Annotated in this window: 16 protein-coding genes; 7 read left to right on the top strand and 9 right to left on the bottom strand. The window is 67.6% G+C overall.

The window, feature by feature from the left end; all coding sequences use genetic code 11:
• Positions 1-4: 4 nt before the first annotated feature.
• From M5J20_RS08070 to M5J20_RS08055, 4 genes are read left to right on the top strand one after another with little or no spacing between them, the layout of a single operon-like run.
• Positions 5-3,349 carry an arabinosyltransferase domain-containing protein gene (locus M5J20_RS08070; RefSeq protein WP_253578329.1) on the top strand — a complete coding sequence of 1,115 codons (3,345 nt, stop codon included), beginning with the start codon at positions 5-7 and terminating at the stop codon, positions 3,347-3,349.
• Positions 3,350-3,372: 23 nt separating this feature from the next.
• Positions 3,373-4,272 (top strand): cutinase family protein, encoded by a 900-nt coding sequence (locus M5J20_RS08065; protein ID WP_253578327.1) that lies wholly within the window; start codon positions 3,373-3,375, stop codon positions 4,270-4,272.
• A 27-nt stretch (positions 4,273-4,299) separates the two neighbouring features.
• On the top strand, positions 4,300-6,207 hold the full coding sequence (locus M5J20_RS08060) for a M13 family metallopeptidase (RefSeq protein WP_253578325.1): 1,908 nt from the start codon (positions 4,300-4,302) through the stop codon (positions 6,205-6,207).
• Positions 6,171-7,073, top strand: coding sequence for an alpha/beta hydrolase (locus M5J20_RS08055; protein ID WP_253578323.1), 903 nt, complete (start codon positions 6,171-6,173; stop codon positions 7,071-7,073). The genes M5J20_RS08060 and M5J20_RS08055 overlap by 37 nt, the downstream gene beginning before the upstream one ends.
• Before the next feature lie 365 nt (positions 7,074-7,438).
• Here the strand turns inward: M5J20_RS08055 and M5J20_RS08050 are convergent, their stop codons facing one another.
• From M5J20_RS08050 to M5J20_RS08040, 3 genes are read right to left on the bottom strand one after another with little or no spacing between them, the layout of a single operon-like run.
• Entirely contained in the window at positions 7,439-8,194 is a 756-nt protein-coding gene (locus tag M5J20_RS08050) for a hypothetical protein (protein WP_253578320.1), read from the bottom strand.
• A gap of 3 nt (positions 8,195-8,197) precedes the next feature.
• Positions 8,198-8,968, bottom strand: coding sequence for a VOC family protein (locus M5J20_RS08045; RefSeq protein ID WP_253578318.1), 771 nt, complete (start codon positions 8,966-8,968; stop codon positions 8,198-8,200).
• A 1-nt stretch (position 8,969) separates the two neighbouring features.
• Positions 8,970-9,257, bottom strand: a complete 288-nt coding sequence (locus M5J20_RS08040) for an RNA-binding S4 domain-containing protein (RefSeq protein WP_253578316.1) — start codon at positions 9,255-9,257, stop codon at positions 8,970-8,972.
• A 61-nt stretch (positions 9,258-9,318) separates the two neighbouring features.
• Between M5J20_RS08040 and M5J20_RS08035 the strand changes: the two genes are divergently transcribed.
• Positions 9,319-10,455 carry a CapA family protein gene (locus tag M5J20_RS08035; protein ID WP_253578314.1) on the top strand — a complete coding sequence of 379 codons (1,137 nt, stop codon included), beginning with the start codon at positions 9,319-9,321 and terminating at the stop codon, positions 10,453-10,455.
• A gap of 253 nt (positions 10,456-10,708) precedes the next feature.
• On the opposite strand, the gene M5J20_RS08030 is transcribed toward M5J20_RS08035, so the two are convergent.
• The 6 genes from M5J20_RS08030 to thpR all read right to left on the bottom strand — a co-directional run bounded on the left by M5J20_RS08030 (position 10,709) and on the right by thpR (position 14,776).
• On the bottom strand, positions 10,709-11,398 hold the full coding sequence (locus M5J20_RS08030; protein WP_253578312.1) for a LysE family translocator: 690 nt from the start codon (positions 11,396-11,398) through the stop codon (positions 10,709-10,711).
• Positions 11,399-11,401: 3 nt separating this feature from the next.
• Complete coding sequence (locus M5J20_RS08025) at positions 11,402-12,106, bottom strand: SDR family oxidoreductase (RefSeq protein WP_253578310.1); 705 nt, start codon at positions 12,104-12,106, stop codon at positions 11,402-11,404.
• A 6-nt stretch (positions 12,107-12,112) separates the two neighbouring features.
• On the bottom strand, positions 12,113-12,769 hold the full coding sequence (locus M5J20_RS08020; RefSeq protein WP_253578308.1) for an alpha-ketoglutarate-dependent dioxygenase AlkB: 657 nt from the start codon (positions 12,767-12,769) through the stop codon (positions 12,113-12,115).
• A gap of 205 nt (positions 12,770-12,974) precedes the next feature.
• Entirely contained in the window at positions 12,975-13,742 is a 768-nt protein-coding gene (locus tag M5J20_RS08015) for a hypothetical protein (RefSeq protein ID WP_253578307.1), read from the bottom strand.
• Positions 13,735-13,923: a hypothetical protein gene (locus M5J20_RS08010; RefSeq protein ID WP_253578305.1), complete on the bottom strand. Its 189-nt coding sequence runs from the start codon at positions 13,921-13,923 to the stop codon at positions 13,735-13,737. The genes M5J20_RS08015 and M5J20_RS08010 overlap by 8 nt, the downstream gene beginning before the upstream one ends.
• A 286-nt stretch (positions 13,924-14,209) precedes the next feature.
• A complete protein-coding gene (gene thpR / locus M5J20_RS08005) occupies positions 14,210-14,776 on the bottom strand; it encodes an RNA 2',3'-cyclic phosphodiesterase (protein WP_253578303.1) in 567 nt (188 codons plus the stop codon).
• 25 nt (positions 14,777-14,801) lie between these two features.
• Here thpR and M5J20_RS08000 point away from each other — a divergent pair, with 25 nt between their 5' ends.
• Entirely contained in the window at positions 14,802-17,054 is a 2,253-nt protein-coding gene (locus M5J20_RS08000) for an ATP-dependent RNA helicase (protein WP_253578302.1), read from the top strand.
• Positions 17,055-17,062: 8 nt separating this feature from the next.
• Positions 17,063-18,532 carry an amino acid permease gene (locus M5J20_RS07995; RefSeq protein ID WP_437177634.1) on the top strand — a complete coding sequence of 490 codons (1,470 nt, stop codon included), beginning with the start codon at positions 17,063-17,065 and terminating at the stop codon, positions 18,530-18,532.
• Positions 18,533-18,536: the final 4 nt, after the last annotated feature.

The raw sequence follows: 18,536 nt of genomic DNA, 5'->3' as shown, positions 1-18,536 counted from the left end.
CACCGTGTCTACCACCATCCGCGTGCAACGCGCACCGAAAACCCTGGTCGCGGCCTCGACCATCTCGGGCCTGATCGCCTTCGTGCTGCTGGTGCTCACGCCGCTGCTGCCGGTCAACCAGGTGCAGTCCTCCTTCTCCTGGCCGCAGAACGACTCGATCGCGGCGGTCAACGCCCCGCTGATTTCGCTTGCGCCGCAGGAGATGGAGGTGGCGGTGCCTGTCACAGCCGTCGGAAAGCTCCGCCCCGGGCAAACCACGATCCTCTCCACGCTGCCGGAGTCCTCGGAGGAGGCGTCGGACCGCGGCCTGTTCATCACGTCCCCGAACGGCGGGCTGGTGGTGTCCTCGCTGAACCACATCGTCTTCGAGCTGACGCCGAAGCAGGTCGCGGCGCTGCCGGATGACGCGGTGCTCAACGTGGTCGTCCACGACGAGGCGATGACCGTCTCCATCCCCGGCACCTCGCACGAGAAGGCCGTGGAGGAGGATTACCGCCCGCAGCTCACCGGCATCTACACCGAGCTCGATCCGGCCGGGGAGCGCGAGCTTATCGACGCCGGGTTAGAGGCGAGCGTGGACATCAACTCCCGCTTCACCTCCTCGCCGAGTGTGCTGAAGCTCGCCGCCATGGTGCTGGGGCTGATCTCCGCGCTGGTGGGGCTGTGGACGCTGGGCCGCCTCGACCGCCTGGACGGGCGGAAGGTCCCGGTGTTCTCCAGTCAGTGGCGCACGTTCACACCGCTCGATGCGGTGGTGCTGGTGGTGCTGGGCTACTGGCACGTCCTCGGCGCGAATACTTCCGACGACGGCTTCCTGCTCACCATGGCGCGCGTGGCCAACGACTCGGACTACATGGCCAACTACTACCGCTGGTACGGCGTGCCCGAGGCGCCCTTCGGCTCCCCGTTCTACGACATCCTCGCGCTGCTGGCGCGCGTGTCCACCGCCTCGATGTGGATGCGCCTGCCCACGCTCATCGCCGCCATCCTGGTGTGGTGGATCCTGTCGCGCGAGATCATTCCGCGCCTCGGCGAGGCGGTGGCGGGCCGCCGCGTGGCGCACTGGACTGCGGCCTTCATCTTCCTGGCGTTCTGGCTGCCGTACAACAACGGCACCCGCCCGGAGCCGATCATCGCTTGCGGCCTGATCCTCACCTGGGCGCTGTTCGAGCGCGCGATTGCGACCGACCGGCTGCTGCCCGCGGCAATCGGCACCATTACTGCCGCGTTCACCCTGGCCTGCGGCCCGACGGGCCTGTCCGCCGTCGGCGTGTTCCTGATCTGCCTGCCGGCAGTCTTCCGCACCATGCGCCGCCGCACGGTGATGGCCCCGTCCATCGCCTACATCGCGCCGTTCCTCGGTGCCGGCATGGCCGTCATGGTGCCGGTGTTCAAGGACCAGACGCTGGCCACCGTGCTCGAGGCCACCGCCGTGCGTGCCGACGTCGGCCCCGCCCTCCACTGGTACGAGGAGTGGGCCCGCTACGCCACCCTGTTCCAGCAGACGGTGGACGCCTCGATGGCCCGCCGCTTCCCCATGTTCGTCATGGTCTTCTGCCTGGTGCTCATCCTCTGGGGCATGGCCACCAACAGCGCGCGCGGCGGCCGCATCCCCGGCGCCTCCAAGGGCACGGTCGAGCGCATGGTGCTCATTGTCGCGCTGACCACCTTCTTCCTCATGTTCACCCCGACGAAGTGGACCCACCACTTCGGCATCTACGCCGGCATCGGCGGCGCGGTGGCCGCCCTCGGCTCGGTGGTGCTCTCCCAGATCGCGCTGAAATCCAGCCGCAACCGCACCTTCGCCGTCGCCGCCACGCTCTTCCTCATGGCGCTCACCCTCGCCGGCTGGAACGCCTGGTGGTACGTGTCCTCCTTCGGCGTGCCGTGGTGGGACCGCACCGTGCAGTACCGCGCGGTGGAGGCCAACAGCATCATGCTGGGCCTCGCGCTGTTGGTCTTCCTCATCGGCATCTTCCAGTCCCTGGCGCACAACGCGCGCCGGGCGCAGGCCGCGCAGGACGGGCTTGCCGACGAATTCGACGCCGCCGCCCGCGTCGACACCGGCCGCTTCGCCGGGCTCATGTCCGCGCCGATCGCCATCTTCGCGGTGCTGATGGTGCTGTTCAGCTGCCTGACCTTCGCCAAGGCGTTCATCTCCCAGTCCCCCGCCTACTCGGTGGGCATGGGCAACGTGCGCACCTTCACGGGCGACCACTGCGCCCTGGCCAGCGACGTGATGCTGGAGCAGGACACGAACGATGCCTTCCTCACCCCCGTCGGCGGCGTGCCGCTCGGCCGCTCCCTCGACGCGGGCGAGAACGAGGGCTTCACGCCCGACGGCGTGCCCGCCTTCATCGCGGTGGACAACTCCAACACCACCGACGTGATCTCCAACGCGCAGACGGACGCGAACGAGCAGGAAACCCCCGCCGACCAGGGCGACGAGGTGGCGCAGTCCACCTCCAAGGTGAACACCCAGGGCAACCGCCCCGCGAACCTGCGCGGCGTCAACGGCTCCACGGTCCGCCTCCCGTTCAACCTGGATTACACCCGGGTGCCGGTGGCGGGCACGTTCGATGATGCGCCGTCGAAACGCGCGGCGCTCGAAACCGTCTGGTTCGAGCTGCCCGAGCCCGACCCGGAGGCCCCGCTGTTGGTCACCAGCGTCGCCGGGCGAATCGCGCACCACGACATCAACGGCGTGGAGCAGGAGGGCACCGAGCTCAAGCTGGAGTACGGCACCACGCGTGACGACGGCAGTGTCAAGCGCCTCGGCGACGTGGAGATGCTCGACCAGGGCCCGACCCCGGCGTGGCGCAATCTGCGCTACCCGATTGCGGACCTGCCGGAGGAGGCGGACGTGGTGCGCCTCGTCGGCGTGGACGAGTCGCTCGCCGAGAAGGACTGGCTCGCCGTGACCCCGCTGCGCAACCCGAAGCTGAAGGCCTTGACGGAGACCATCGATCCAGACACCCCTGGCCTGCTCGACTGGACAGTGGCGTTCCAGTTCCCCTGCCAGCGCACCTTCAACCACTACGCCGGCGTGACCGAAATTCCGGAGTTCCGCATCATGCCGGACGCCCCGGGCAAGGCCCAGCTCTCCGGCTTCCAGGACTTCCTGGGTGGCGGCGCGCTTGCGACTGCCGAGGCCGTGAACTACTCCTACGAGGTGCCCGGCTACCTGCGCAACGACTGGCAGCGCGACTGGGGTTCCATTGCCAAGTACGAGCTGCGCACCGACTCCACGGGCGAAGCGCCCGAGGAAGCCGACATCGACTACATCACCGTTCAGCGTTGGGGCTGGTGGACGCCAGGCCCGATGAAGATCCGCAATCCGCACGAGTAACCCGCGCGAGTAAGGCCGAAACCATGCATGTGACCCGCACACTCGCCCGCGCCGCCGCGAAGGCCGCCGCCGTCGCCGCCGCCACCGCTGCACTCGTGGCACCGGCGCTCGCCGCGCCCGCGCAGGCGCAGCTGCCCGGCCCGATCACGTCCTCCGACAACACCGTGACGATGCTGAACCAGCAGGGGTGCAAGCCGCACTTCCTCGTCGCGGTGCCGGGCGGGGCGAACACGATCGGCGGCGTGCCGACGTTCCTCCCCCACGGCGGCCAGGTTTTTTCTACCGGCCTGATCTCCCAGGCCGCGTCGGCCGGCCAGATCCAGCCGCTGTGGGTGTCCTACAACTCGGCGGCGTTTCTGACGCGCCGCTACCCCAACGCGTCTGCGGAGGCGTACGGGAAGACGTGGGATACCGTCGCAAAGCTTGCGCAGCACTGCCCCAACGCCTCCTTCTCCCTGACCGGCTACTCGCTGGGCGCGGACGTGGCTGCGCGCCTGACGCGCGACATCGCGTACGGCCGCGGGCCGATCGCCGCGGAGAAGGTGGATGCGGTAGCGCTGATCGCCAACCCGTACCAGGGCGGCAACGGCGCCGCGCTTGCGCCGGGGACCTCGCCGGATTCGCGCGGTGCGCTCGGCCCGCTCGAGGGCGGCTACGGCCAACTGGCCGGGAAGGTGCTGGAGATCTGCCGCCCGGACGACATCGTGTGCTCCACCGACGAGCGCTTCCGCCCGCTGGTCGCACCCGCGATGCAGACGAACGCGTCGCGCGGCCAGGTGCCGGCTGAGCTGGGCCAGCGCCTAGCTCAGCTCGGCCCCGGCGCGATCGACCTCGCGGCCGCCGTGGGCGCGCACGGCGACTACGGCCAGGCGGCGCCGCGGATGGCGGCGGACTGGATCGTATCCCACACTCCCGCGAGGTAGCGGGCGCGGTAAGTACCATGAGGTCTTATGCGAGACCTTTTTGAGCTAGTCAACGGCGCATGGCTGAAGGAGCACGTCATTCCCGCGGACCGCGGCATCGACGGCGCCTTCCACGCCCTGCGCGACCAGTCCGAAGAAGATGTGCGCGCGCTGCTTGAGGGCAGCGACAGCCGCGGCGGCGCCATCTACCGCTCCTTCATGGACACCGAGGCGATCAACGCCGCGGGCGTGGCGCCGCTGGAGGCTGATCTGGAGAAGGTCGCCGTGGCGGACGTCGAGGAGTTCGCCCGCAACCTCGGCGCGCTGGAGCGCGACGGCATCGGCGCGCCCCTGACGTACTGGGTGGAGAAGGATTCCCAGGGCGAGGACGCGGTGGCCTACCTCTACCAGTCCGGCCTGGGCCTCCCGGACGAGGCGTACTACCGCGAGCCGCAGCACGCCGAGACGCTGGCGAAGTACGAGGCGCACGTAGCCCGCATGTTGGGCTTCCTGCCGCCGAAGTACCTGCTGGGTCTCACCCCTGAGGTGACGGCGAAGCGCATCGTGGCGCTGGAGACGCAGCTGGCCTCCAGCCACTGGGACGTGGTGAAGGCGCGCGACGCGGTGGCCACCTACAACCCGGTCGAGCTTGCGGAGCTGCCCGCCATCATCCAGACCATGCTCACCGCCTCCGGCATCCCGGCCGGCCGCCTGATCAACATGATGCCCTCCTACACCGAGGACCTGGCGGGCATGCTGCGCCCGGAGACCCTGGCCAGTTGGCAGCTGTGGGCCGTATGGAACATCCTGCGTTCCCGCGCCGGTCTGCTCACCGAGGAGATCGGCGAGGCGAACTTCGAGTTCTACGGCACCCACCTCTCCGGCGCGACGGAGCAGCGCGACCGCTGGAAGCGCGGCGTGGGGCTGGCGCAGTCCATCGTCGGCGAGGAAATCGGCCAGGAATATGTGAAGGCGCACTTCCCTGCGTCGTCGAAAAGCGAAATGCTCGAGCTGGTGGATTACCTCATCCGCGCGTACCGCGAGCGGATTGCCAAGCTCGAGTGGATGGGCGAGGAGACTCGCGGCCGCGCGCAGGAGAAGCTGGAGAAGTTCGTGGCCAAGATCGGCTACCCGGACAAGTGGCGCAGCTTCGACGGGCTCGAGGTCGATCCGAGCGGCGACGCGCTGCTCGCCAACGTGCGCGCCGGTTCCGCGTTCGAGCACGACTACCAGCTGAGCAAGATCGGTAAGCCGAGCGACCGCGACGAGTGGGTGGCCAACCCGCAGACCGTCAACGCGTTCTACAACCCCGTGGTCAACGACATCACCTTCCCGGCCGCGATCCTTAAGCCGCCGTTCTACGACCCGCAGGCGGACGCCGCCGAGAACTTCGGCGCGATCGGCGCGGTGATCGGCCACGAGATCGGCCACGGCTTCGACGACCAGGGCTCGCGTTACGACGGCGACGGCAACCTCAACTCCTGGTGGACCGACGCCGACCGCGAGCGCTTCGAGGAGCTCACCGCCAAGTTGGTCGGCCAGTTCCAGGGCCTCATCCCGAGCGCGCTCGAAGGCGTCGACGGTGTGCCGGGCGTGAACGGCGAGTTCACTCTCGGCGAGAACATCGGCGACCTCGGCGGACTCGGCATCGCCGTCGAGGCGTACAAGCTCTACCTCGCCGACAAGGGCATCGAGGACGTTCCGTCCGCCCCGTTCGACGACCTCGAGGGCGAGTACACCGGCTTCCAGCGCCTCTTCCTCGCGTGGGCGCGCGTGTGGCGCACCAAGGTCCGCCCGGAGATGGCCGCGCAGCTGCTCGCGATCGACCCGCACTCCCCCGCCGAGTTCCGCTGCAACGTCATCGCCGCGAACGTCGACGAGTTCTACACCGCCTTCGACGTCGAGGAAGGCTCCAAGGTGTGGCTCGCGCCGGAAGAGCGGGTGCAGATTTGGTAGCCCAGGACCCCGCCTTCGAGCCCCTCGCGCAGGGCTCGCCCGCCGACGCCTACCCCGTCAACGACCAGGCCTCCGACACCTTCCAGGTCGGCGGCGTGGAGCGTTCGCTTCCCGACGCCCTCCAACTCGAGCAGCTCGTCTCCTACATCGAGGCGACCTACGACCGCGACGCCGAGCAGTACCTCGCCCTGCTCCCCGACCGCATCACCCACGCCGCCATGCTCATGCTGGGCAGCGGCATCGACCAGACCATGCCCGGCGTGGCGTTCCCCGGCGACGTGCGCGTCGAGGAGAGCGAGTTCGGCCAGGTCTTCGTGCCGAGTTCCGCGGCAGGGTCGGCGTCCGGTTCGGCGTCCGGCGGCGTGTGGGCCGTGTCCGTGTGGGACGGCCCCCGTTCCGCGCGCGACAACGCTTGGCGCCCCGAGGTCGCCGGTGCCGCCGAGCTTGCCGACGTCCGCATCCTCGACCTCGACGACCCCGCCCGCCTCGGCGAGGCCATCGACTTCGTCCGGGCTTTAGGGGCGGACAAGGTCGCCGTGTGGGCGTACTCGTCGGGTGCGGCGGCTCTCGCCTCCGCCTCGGGTGTTAGCGCTGGCGGTGGTGGCGCGGCGGGCGGTGCCCCGCGTGGCGCCGACGCGTACGTCCTCACCTTCCCCACCGCGCTGCCCCCGACCGGCGGCGCCCCAGTGTTGTTGCAGGTAGCGACGCAGGATGAGGTCGCCCCATTCCTACCCGAAGAGCTGATGATGCTGAGCGAGGCCACCACCATCACGGTGCAGCGCTATCACTCGACCCACCACATCGCCACGCCCGCCGAGTCCCGACGCCGCATCCGCGACGTCGCCGACTTCCTCCGCGCCCTCTAGGCGGTTCCGCCCGGCGGCTTATGTCGCCGCGTGGCAGCCGTGGCACCGGGGGCGGCTTGTGCACCTGCTCGTCCCGGTCAGCAGCGTATCTACCTGGCGTTTTTACGGCGCGCGAGCAGGCTCAACCTCATTACCGCTCAGGGGCATAACTGCAGGTCACACTCCGGGGCAGGTGTTCCCGGGCATATTTGCTGGCAGGGGGCTTATCTGTCGGTTGTCGACGAAAATCTGCATAAAATCTCTAGCAGCAGTTATGCCCCTAAACACCTGCCCCGGAATACCTGCCCCTAATCACCTGCCCCGGAACCGGCTAGCCCCTGCCTACAGCACCGGCAGGCCGACGGGCACGAGCCAGTCGGCGGGGATCATCGCGAGGATGTGGGGCGGGAGTACTTCTCCTTGCTCGGGGTGTCCTCGACCATGGCGATTCCCACGCGCGTATCCACGGTGTTTTGGTAGGCGGTGCCGCTGGTCAGGGCGGCGACGGCGAATGTTTCGTCACCGATCTCGCCCCAGGAAACGCTCGCGGTGGCGCCGGCGCGATCGTCGGACCAGCCCATCTTGGAGCCCTTGACGTTCTTCAGGCGCGCGGTGCCGAAGCCCTGGAAGAAGCCGTCCGCGGCGATGTCGGCCTGGTCCGCCATGCCCGCGAACAGGGGTTTCGCGACGGGGTCCCACACGATGCTGGAAATGAACGTCGCGACGTCGCGCGCGGATGTGCGCGAGTTGCCCCAGTGGGTACCGCGGGCGGTTTTGGTGAGGTCGAAATCGTCGGCGATTTCGTCGATGGCCTGCGGGTACTTGCGGTCGAGGCGCCCGGCGATCCTGTCGCTGGAGGTGGACACCATCTCCTCGACCTGCGCCTTTTCCTCCTCGGTGCCGTTGTACAGCACCCAGTACCCCAAATACAGCTTGGCCAGGGACAACGCCGGGCGCGGCTCCTCCGCGGTCGGCGAGATGGACACGCGCCCGTCCGGGTGCACGACGGCCAGCGCGGTGCGTTTCCGCAGGTAGGCGGGCTCCACGTGCACGGCATTCGCCGGTTGCGTGCCGACGCCTGCGACACACCCCATCGCCACCAGCGCAGCGCACGCCGCTGCCGCCACCTTCGAGCGCGCCATCACCTAGTCGCCCAGATCCAGGTCGAGGATTGAATCGGCCTCGCTGAGCTCCTCGAACTCGGGCTTTTCCACCTCGCAGAGGAAGAAGCCGGCGCCGGTCGGGTCCTCGACCACGGCGAGCGGGCCGAACGGGCTGTCCACCGGGCCCTCGATGAGGGTGCCGCCGTATTCAACCACCTGCGTTGCCGCAGAGGTCAAGTGCTCCACGCCGAAGAATGTCTGCCAGATGCCGGTGGGGGCTTCGTCGATAAGCGAAAGCCCCAAAAACGCAGCGCCGTCGATTTCCGCGGTGAAGTAGGAGCCCTCGCGGTGGATGGTCCAGTCGAAGAGGTCGCCGTAGAAATCGATCGCTGCAGTGCTCGGCGCGACGTACTCGTACCACACCGGCACGCCCGGCTCACCTGCGGCGACGAAGCTCTCCTCGCCGGCGGGCTCGATGATGCCGAACACGCCGCCGGCGATGTCGCGGCAGAGCATCATCGCTCCCATCGGGGTCTCCCCGGTGCCCAGCACCGTGCCGCCGAGCTCCTCCACGCGCGCGGAGTGGTCGCCGCGGGCGAAGAAGTACACGACCCACGCGGAACTGCCGCTCGGCAGGGGCAGCACGCCCGCGACCGGCAGCCCGTCCTTGCGCGCGAGACGGTAGTTGTCCGCGCCCTCGGTGCCGATCTCCCACCCGAACACGCGCGAGAGGAAGTACGTGGATTTCTGCGGCTGCTCGGTAACCAGCTCCTGCCAGAAGGGCATGCCCTCCAGCGCCTCAAATGCCGGCATGCTACATGTTCCTCCACTTTTCGGGGTCAAAATCGTCGTTCGCGGTGCGCTCGTCGAAGTAATCGTCGTCGGCGCCATTACTTACGACGCTCGCTTGCGCACCCGGGACGGTCACAACATCGCCGTCGTAAAGCACGTGCCCGCGCGCGGTGACCACCTCGCCGCCGACGCGCACCTCGCCGGACGCGATGAGCTCTTTTGCGTGCCCGCCGGTCTCCGCGAGGTTCGCCAGCTTGAGAAACTGGCCGAGTTTGATCGAATCGCCGGTGATGGCCACCTCAGAATGCATGGCGACAAGTCTAAGCCAGACGTGTTGCGCTGCCAGTTGAAGCCCTGTTGAATCCCAGGGTATGCGCAGGAAATGGGCGATTGCCGCCGTCACTCTCACCGCGGCGACGCTCATCGCCGGCTGCCAGGGTGCCCCGCAGCCCCCGACCCCGGAGGTGACCGGCACGACGACGGTCGCGCAGGAGCAGCCCGCGGAGGTCGCGCCCGTCGAGGAAACGACGGTGACCATCCGCGCGATCGGCGACATCCTCACCCACAGCGACGTGTACGGCCGCGCGAACGCGCTCGCCGGCTACGAGGGCTTCGACTTCAACCCGATGTTCGACCGCGTGCGCCCCTACCTCCAGAACGCCGACATCACCACCGCGAACATGGAGGTGCCGGTCGCGGGCGTGGAGTTCGGGCTTTCGGGCTATCCGACCTTCAATTGCCCGCCCGAAATCATCGATGCCCTCGCCGCGGCCGGAGTTGACCTGGTGAACAACGCCACCAACCACACGCTCGACCAGGGCGGGGCCGGGGCGGAGGCGTCCGTGCGCAACATCCGCGAGCGCGGCATGGCGTACTCGGGCGGCTACGACTCCTGGGAAGACAAGGCCACCCCGCGCATCATCGAGGCCAACGGCATGCGCATCGGGTTCATCGCCTACACCTACGGCACCAACGGGATCCCGGTGCCGGCAGGGCAGGAATACCTGGTCTCGCTCATTGATTACGACGCGATGCGCCGCGAGATCGCCGAGCTGGACCAGCAGGTCGACGCCACCGTGGCGATGATCCACATGGGCGAGGAGTACGAGTATTTCCCCGTCGAGTTCCAGCGCGAGACCGCCGAAGTCGCGCGCGCCGCGGGCGCCGACGTGATCCTGGCCGGCCACCCGCACGTGGTCGAGCCTTTCGAGCGCTACAACGAGAACCAGGCCGTGTGGTTCTCCCACGGCAACTTCCTGCACGGACAGTGGGATGAGCGCACGAAGATCGGCGGCATCGGCGAGATCACGCTGACCAAGCGTGCCGACGGCTCCGTTGCTGTCGGCCCTATGCGCTTCATGCCGACGTTCATGATCGGCCCGCCGATGAGCTACGAGCACCAAGTGATTCCGCTCGCCGAGGCGTGGGATTACCTCGACGTCGCCGCCGTGCAGGCGGGTCTGCGCGAGCGCCTCGGCGAGGTCGAAGTCGTCGACTACCTCGACTAAGGGTTTCCGGCCGGGGTTTCCCGCCAGACCCGCGAGTCACACAGGCCCCATGCTTCCCGCGGGGAGACGCGAGTCTTTTTGGCAATGCGCTACATTCTTGATTTTCGTGACATAGATGTCGCATGCGACACATAAATCTCGGAAATCAAGAATGTAGCGCATTTCAGAAAAAGGAAAGTGCCCTGAAAGGGTGCCCTGAAAGGGTGCCCTGAAAGGTAGGTGCCCTCCAAAACGAGGACGCGGCCTGCGGGGGTTAAGTGCGGGGAAGGAACATCCCGCCCAATCCTTGTAAGCCCTCGACGATCATCCATAGCGCGATCGCGATGAACACCGCGCCCGCGAAAGCGTCGATCGCCCAGCTGAAGCGCTGGATCGGTTTCGCCAGGGCACGCACTGCCACGGCGAAGCCGACGAACCACACAAGGCCGGTGACGATGAGCGTGACGGCAATCGTCACCATCCATCCCCACCCCATCCCGGGCCGCACGAATTGGGCGAAAATCGCGCCGAAGAAGAGGAGCGCCTTGGGGTTGGAAAGGTTCGTCGCCACGCCGAGTCCGAAGGCGCGGGCCGGGGTGAGGACCCGCGGCGGCTCGGGGAGATCGTCGGGAAGCTCGGCGCTGGCAGCGGGCGCGACGCCTACCGGCACCCGGCGCGCCGCAAGGCCCCCGCGAAGCGCCCCAACACCCATGTAGAGCAGGTAGGACCCACCGACGATCTGCAGCACGGTGAGGATCTGCGGCACCGCCTGGACCAGCGCGGACAGCCCGAGCAAGGACCCGATGATCCACACCGCGTTGCCCAGCATGATGCCGGCCGCGCATGCGACACCCGCGGCCCGGTCTTTCGCGCCGACGCGGATGATCTGGAACAGGTCGGGACCGGGGCTCATGATGCCCGCGAACCAGGCGAGCAGCAGCGCGAGAAACAGCGAACCTGTCACGGGTTACCTTTCGGCCTGGTCAGCCGGCATGATGTTGAGCACGTCGATGTTCACGTGCGGGGGCAGCGACGCCACCCAGCGGATCGCCTCGGCGATGTCGTCGGCGGTGAGGTTCAGCTTGCCCTCGTACACCGCGGCGGCGCGCTCGGCGTCGCCGTTGAAGCGGTTCATGGAGAAATCCGTCTTCACGCGGCCGGGGTCGATTTCGCAAACGCGGATGTCGGGCGCCTCCTCGCGTCGGAACGCGCGCGTGAGCCCGCGCAGGCCATGCTTCGCCGCGTTGTAGCCGGAGCCGCCCTTGTACGCGTCGGTGCCGGCAATGGACCCGATGTTGATCACCAGTCCTTTAGCCGCCTTGAGCTGCGGGTACAGCGCCTTGGTCACGCGCATCGTGCCCAGCACGTTGGTCTGGTACATCCAGTCCCAATCGTCCGCGTCCGCGTCGCGGAGGTAGTCGAGCTCCTTCGCGCCGCCGGCGTTGTTCACCAGCAGGTCCACGCGCGAAAGCTCCGCAAGCTTCTCGACGCTCGCCTGATCCGTCACATCGAGCTCCAGCGCCACCCCGCCGATCTCCGCCGCGATCGCTTCGCAGCGCTCGAGCCGGCGCGCAGCCACGTAGACTATCCAGCCGTCGGCCGCGAGCGCGCGGCACGCAGCCTCGCCGATGCCGGCAGAACCGCCGGTGACCACCGCTACCTTGTCGTTCATGGTCGTTTACATTACCTGGCGCATGGTGATGTTGATCCGGCCGTCGGCAAGCGAGGTTCCCTCTGGCCCCGTGCCGGGCTTGACCCGCAGCACGCCGTGGCGGGCGCGGCGCGCGGGGCCGCCGAACACGAGCGCGTCGCCGGACATCAAAAGCGTATCGACGTTCGTTTCCCCCACCTCGATCCTAAACACCGTCTCCTCGCCGATTGAGAGGCTGACCACAGCGTTTTCGCTGCGCTCCTCCGCGTCGACGTGCATGCCCATGCCGGTGTTCGGCGGGTAGAAATTGACCAGCGCCGTCTCGACGTTCGGAGTCGGGCCCACCAGCGGGTCGATTTTCCGCGCGGCTGCCATAACGCGCCCGGCGATCTCTTGGTAGTTCTCCGGCACGGGCGGTACCGGGTGGCCCTGAACCTCTTGGACCAGGCGGTAGGGGTTGGTGGCCCAGAACCAGCCGAGCGAGAGCATCCACGTGGTCATCTGGCCTGCGCCGACGCGTGGTTGGCGCATCGCCACCGGGGTGCCCGCGACGTGTTTCGCCAGCTCGCGGGCTTGGGTCACCAGCGCGCACTGCTCGTCGATGCTCACAAACCCCGGCAGGTGCACCACGCCCGGCGCGAGGTGCGCGGGCTGACGGGGGATCTCGGCGGCGTCGAAAAGCATACGCTCAAGCGTATGCACGACATGGACCGCTAGCTCAGCAGCCCGCGCCTCTTTTAGGTGACAAATACCCTTCCTGCCTTTGTGGTGGATTTCTGCATTCGGGAAAATAATCGCCACCGCCAGGGCGGGATGCCGCCGGGTCGCCGTCGGGCATCCGGTCGATGACGGCGTACCAGCTAAGGCGCACCGCTGTTTCGTGGCGGGATTAATTTCGAGCGAGTTTTTTCGGGTCGCCTTGCGGGCAGACCCAACCCTCAGGTTCCGGCATTCCGAAGACATCAACGAGGACTCGCAGGGCCTCCTCTGGATCGTCTTGGACAACAGAGGCAGTCTGGATCCTTCGCCATTTGAGTCGCGCCTTACGCAGATGCGGCTGCCAGCGGTTGTTGTCCACGTCGAGTTTGAACTCCACCCTTAAGCATTCCAGAATATCCTCCAAACACGGTCTAAACCTGTGCCCGCCCGTCGGAAAATGGAAGGCTGAAAGCCATGCTGGCTTGGTGAAGTACTCCTCTACCTTGTCAGCGCGCTCGACATCGAGTTTGGCGGCGAACCCTCTTAGATGAGTGAACTCGTCACGGTGTGCGTGCACGTGGAAATGCGAGCTGGGGTAGTGCGAGTCCTGAGCCCTTTTGTACTCCACGCGGAATAGAGGTTCGCGTCCCGAATCCGCCAGCGGGATGACTTTGACACTCGATTGATCGACAGCTAAGAACTGATTGGTCGAGTTCCAAACGCATCGGTACTCAATTGCGACTCCAATGATCGCCTTTCCCTTTGCACGAAGAGCGACGACTCCGGGCTCACCTTTTTCCTGCGCTAATCGGATAGAGATTGCATCCTTCCCAGCCGTGTCTAGCCAACTCGGTTCCAGTATCGGCCGCTCACCCGTGAAGGATTCAAACGAAGAGACGAGATCCTCCTGAAACTCCGCCACGAAGACTGCGAGAGGGGCATCCTCATCTCTAGACATTGCTTAACATCCAGCGCAGCTCTGAGATCCTTTCCCAAATGCCCTGTTCACGGGGAGAGAGTGTGTAGTGGTGAGCTCGACGCTCGAATTCTTCGAGCGGTCCATCAACCTGTGATTCAAGCGTGGCCAGCTCACGCTGCGCGTCAGCAACAGTGAGTCGGCGCAAAACTGGCGAAGACATGGCGGAAGGTCCTTTCGTAGCAAGTTTCTCTAGCGCAATTGTCGCATAACCAACTGGCGCTGAGGGTCTGTCCCCTATACCCAATTTCGAACATCTATTCGTGTCCAGATATTCCGAGGCTGGCCTGACCTCTACCTGGCCCCAATCAGCCGGCGCTCCGCCACGGCGGATATTTTCCGGAATGCAGATATCCGCCACAACGCGCCGGAAGGTATGCCACTTCCCCGCAGCCGGGACGCAGGTGGCACAAGTGGCGAATGTGACGCAGGCGGCGTCCCGCGCTCCCTTACGACGCCGCCCGGCGCGCCGGGCCGCGGAGGTAGAACGTGTCCACAACCTCGTACTTCGGCCCGCCGCTGCGCCCCTTGCCCAGGTGGGATTCCATGAGGTGCACCTCGTCGACTTCCCAGCGCGGCCCGGAGTAGACGGAGAGGGCGTGGGCGTGATCGTCGAGAAGCCAAAAATCGCGCGTCCGGGTTCCGGTACGCGCGACGGTGAGGTGGGCTCGCTGGCGGCCCCGCTGATCAGGCTCGATGAGGGAATCCGCCATGAGTTCCTTGAGCTCCAGCTTGTCGCCGCCGACGCCGATCCACAATGTGCGTCGATCGAAGCAGCCTGCGCCCCGCAGCCGCAGCTCTAGCGGCGGCGCCCACGCTGTCGCCTGCGCCAGCACGTCGGTGACCAGGCCTGCGTCGTTGGGCTGGTTGCCGTAGAACGCGAGGGTGATGTGCCAGGTATCCGGATCGGTCCAGCGGGACTCGGTGCCGAAGCCGTCGCGGATGGGCCGCAGCGCCGTGATCAGGTGCTCGCGGACCTCGACGGGTGGGACGATTGCGGCGAACAGGCGTCTCATGCCCATAAAGGTACCCTGGATCACCGTGTTCAACCTGGAACGAATCGGCGCGGAACTGCCCGTCGCGGAGGTCATCGACCAGCTGCCGGCCGCCGGCCCGCTGGTCGTCGAGGCCCCGCCGGGCACCGGTAAGACCACGCTCGTTCCGCCGGCGATCGCGAATCTCACCGCGGGCGCGGGCAAAACGCTGGTCACCGCCCCGCGCAGGGTTGCGGTCCGCGCCGCCGCGCGCCGCCTTTCGCTTCTCGACGGCACTTCTCTCGGCGACCGCGTCGGCTACGCCATCCGCGGCGAAGCCAAACCGGGCGCGCTCGTGGAGTTCGTGACCCCGGGCGTGCTGCTCAACCGGCTGCTCAAGGACCCGGGCCTGGAGGGCGTCGGCGCCGTGATCATCGATGAGGTGCACGAACGCCAGCTGGACACCGACTTGGTGCTGGCGATGTGCATGGAAGTCGCCGTGCTCCGCGACGACTTCTACCTCTGCGCCATGTCCGCCACCCTCGACGCGCAGGCCTTCGCCGACCACATGGGCGCGCAGATTGTGAGCACCGAAGCGGTGACGCACCCTCTCGACGTCGAGTACGCGCCGCTGCCGGGTCGAGTGGAGGGACGCAGGGAGTTTTATGCGGACGTCGCAAAGCTTGTGCCCGAAACGGAGGGCCGCACGCTTGTGTTCGTGCCCGGCGCGCGCGAGGTGGAGTGGGTGTGCGCGGCGCTGGGTGCGCGGGCTGTGCCGCTGCACGGGCGGCTGAGCAGCGCGGAACAGGACGCGGCGCTCGGCGGCGACGCGCCGGTGGTGGTGGCGACGAGTATTGCAGAGAGCTCGATTACCGTGCCGGGCGTGCGCGCGGTGGTGGATGCGGGTCTGGCGCGCGTGCCGCGGCGGGATGCGCGCGGGATGACCGGCCTGGTCACGGTGTCGGAGTCGAAGTCGAGCGCGAACCAGCGTGCCGGCCGCGCCGCGCGTCTGGGTCCGGGGCGGGTGATCCGCGCGTTCTCGCAGGCTGATTACCAGCACTTTTCGCCCGACACTGCGCCGGAGATTGCCACGAGCGACCTCACCGGCGCGCTCCTGGCGATGCGCGCGTGGGGCTCGCCGGACCTCCCGCTCCTCGACGCGCCGCCTGCGCCCGCGCTCGCCGACGCCACCGAGACCCTCACCGCCATCGGGGCCCTCGACCGCTCCGGTGCGCTCACTGACCTGGGCGTTCGCTTGGCCGGCATGCCGGTGGACCCGCGGCTCGGCGCGGCGTTGCTGACGCTCGGCGCGGGCGCGGCACCGACCGTCGCCGCGATTGCCGACGGCGCGAGCGGCGACCTCGCCCGCGCCACCCCGCCCGCCCAGCAGGTCGCACGCCTGGCCCGGCTCGCACCCGCGGGCCCGCCGGTCGCGGCCGGCGACGTGGTTGCCGCGGCGTTCCCGCAGTGGGTGGCCAAGCGCGTCGGTGAGGAATACTTGCTGGCCAGCGGCACCCGCGCCACCCTCGGCGTGGACATGGGCGCGCCCGAATGGCTCGCGGCGGCGGAGGTGCAGCGCACCCGAGGCGGCGCCATCATTCGTGCGGCCGCCGCCACCGAGCTGCCGGTGGAGCGGGTGGAGGAGGAGCTCAGGGCATCCCTTGAGGGCAGCACCGTACGCGGCCGGAAAGTCACCGCCGTCGGCGCGATCGAACTCACTTCCACACCGGTGAAGCTCACGCCGGACCAGGCGATGGAGGCGCTCGCGGACCTCTCCTTCGACGCGTTCCCGCTGGATGGGGAAGCGCAGCGGTTGAAGGAGCGGATTGATTTTCTGCGGGTGAACGTCGGCACGCAATGGCCCGACGTTGCGGAGGGCGACTACGGCCCGGAGGTGGCTCAGCTGGCAGCGGGCACGACGCTCGCGAAGTTGGACATGCGCGCGGCGCTGCTGCGGCAGCTGCCGTGGCCGGAGGCGGGCCAGCTGCCGGAGCTCGCGCCGGAGCGGCTCGAGGTACCCAGCGGCTCGCACCCGCGCGTGGACTACGCGAGCGGGCGGCCGGTGGTGCGCGTGAAGCTGCAGGAATGTTTCGGGCTCGCCGCATCGCCGCAGCTTGCCGGGGTGAAGGTGCTGTTTCACCTGCTCTCCCCCGCCGGCCGCGAGCTCGCGGTGACGGATGATCTGGCGAGTTTCTGGGACGGGCCCTACCAGCAGGTGAGGAAAGAAATGCGGGGGCGCTACCCCAAACACCCCTGGCCCGAGGACCCGTGGACGGCCCCGGCGACGGCAAAGACGAAGCGGCACTTGCCGCCGCAATAACACTTTTCGTGCCGGTACCAGTACATTTACCCAGCATGACAACTGTGCATAAGACGCACACCGTGACGATGTGGACCCTGGTGTCGCTGATTATCGGCTCCATGGTCGGCTCCGGCATTTTCGCGTTGCCGCAGAACATCGGCTCGGTGGCCGGCCCCGGTGCCATGCTCACCGGCTGGCTGATCGCGGGCGTGGGCATGCTCTCCATCGCCTTCGTGTTCCAGATCCTCGCGGAGCGCAAACCCCACCTGGATTCCGGCGTGTACTCCTACGTGCGCGCCGGCCTCGGCGACTTCATCGGCTTCACCTCCGGCCTGGGCTACTGGCTCGGCTCGGTGATGGCGCAGGTCGGCTACGCCACCTTGTTCTTCAGCACCGTGGGCCACTACTTTCCGGTGTTCCAGAACTCCTGGGTGCTCGCCCTCTCCGTCTCGGTGCTCACGTGGCTGATCTTCTTCGCGCTGACCCGCGGCGTGAAGCAGGCGGCGGTGATGAACGTGGTGGTGACCGTGGCCAAGGCCGTGCCGATCCTCTGCTTCATCGTCCTCGTCGCGTTCCTCGGCTTCTCCTGGGACACCTTCACGCTGGACTTCTGGGGCAAGGGCTCCGGCTTCACCTTCTCGGAGCAGCTGCAGGGCATCATGCTCTACACGGTGTGGGTGTTCATCGGCATTGAGGGCGCGTCCGTGTACTCCAAGCAGGCGCAGCGCCGCGAGGACGTCGGCCGCGCCACCATCATCGGCTTCCTCTCCGTGCTCGCGCTGCTGGTCGCGGTGTCCACCCTCTCCTACGGCGTACTCACCCAGGCAGAGCTGGCGGCGCTGCCGGATAACTCCATGGGCGCGGTGTTGGAAGCGGTCGTCGGCCCGTGGGGCGGCGCGCTGATCTCCATCGGTCTGTGCCTGTCGGTGCTGGGCGCGTACGTGTCCTGGCAGATGCTCTGCGCCGAGCCGATCGTGCTCATGGCCCGCGACGGCCTCCTGCCCGCCCGCGTGGGCAAGGTCAACGCGGCCGGCGCCCCGTTCACCGCGCAGCTGATCTCCACGGTGGTCATCCAGTTCTTCGTCATCGTCTTCTTCGCCAACGAGACCTCGTACAACGCCATGGTGCAGCTCGCCACCATCATGTACCTGCTGCCCTACCTCTTCTCGGCGTTGTACCTGGTGGTGCTGGCGCTGCGCCCCGAGGCCCCGACGAAGGGCGAGGTCCGCCCCGACCCGACCACCAACTCCCGCCAGCTGGTGGTCGGCGCGATCGCGTTCATCTACTCCATCTGGCTGATCTACGCCGCGGACCCGGTGTACGTGCTCTTCGGCGCGCTCGCGGTGCTGCCGGGCATGATCCCGTACATCTGGACGAAGCGCAGCCGCGGCGAGCGCCTCTTCAACACCTTCGAGTGGTTCGTCGTGGCGCTTGTCGTCGCCGGCGCGGTCTTCGCCGTCATCGGCCTGGCCAACGGCTCGCTGGTGCTGGAATAAAGGT

It is taken from the genome of Corynebacterium stercoris (assembly GCF_024160105.1).
Taxonomy (GTDB): Bacteria; Actinomycetota; Actinomycetes; order Mycobacteriales; family Mycobacteriaceae; genus Corynebacterium; species Corynebacterium stercoris.
The sequence above is the reverse complement of the archived record's forward strand: the minus strand, read 5'-3'. Positions and strand labels throughout refer to the sequence as shown.

Bases quoted from the DNA above. Each gene is read 5' to 3' on its own strand.
- M5J20_RS08065 (WP_253578327.1), top strand. From the start codon at position 3,373: ATGCATGTGACCCGCACACTCGCCCGCGCCGCCGCGAAGGCCGCCGCC.
- M5J20_RS08060 (WP_253578325.1), top strand. From the start codon at position 4,300: ATGCGAGACCTTTTTGAGCTAGTCAACGGCGCATGGCTGAAGGAGCAC.
- M5J20_RS08050 (WP_253578320.1), bottom strand. From the start codon at position 8,194: ATGGCGCGCTCGAAGGTGGCGGCAGCGGCGTGCGCTGCGCTGGTGGCG.
- M5J20_RS08045 (WP_253578318.1), bottom strand. From the start codon at position 8,968: ATGCCGGCATTTGAGGCGCTGGAGGGCATGCCCTTCTGGCAGGAGCTG.
- M5J20_RS08040 (WP_253578316.1), bottom strand. From the start codon at position 9,257: ATGCATTCTGAGGTGGCCATCACCGGCGATTCGATCAAACTCGGCCAG.
- M5J20_RS08035 (WP_253578314.1), top strand. From the start codon at position 9,319: ATGCGCAGGAAATGGGCGATTGCCGCCGTCACTCTCACCGCGGCGACG.
- M5J20_RS08025 (WP_253578310.1), bottom strand. From the start codon at position 12,106: ATGAACGACAAGGTAGCGGTGGTCACCGGCGGTTCTGCCGGCATCGGC.
- M5J20_RS08020 (WP_253578308.1), bottom strand. From the start codon at position 12,769: ATGCTTTTCGACGCCGCCGAGATCCCCCGTCAGCCCGCGCACCTCGCG.
- M5J20_RS08015 (WP_253578307.1), bottom strand. From the start codon at position 13,742: ATGTCTAGAGATGAGGATGCCCCTCTCGCAGTCTTCGTGGCGGAGTTT.
- M5J20_RS08010 (WP_253578305.1), bottom strand. From the start codon at position 13,923: ATGTCTTCGCCAGTTTTGCGCCGACTCACTGTTGCTGACGCGCAGCGT.
- thpR (WP_253578303.1), bottom strand. From the start codon at position 14,776: ATGAGACGCCTGTTCGCCGCAATCGTCCCACCCGTCGAGGTCCGCGAG.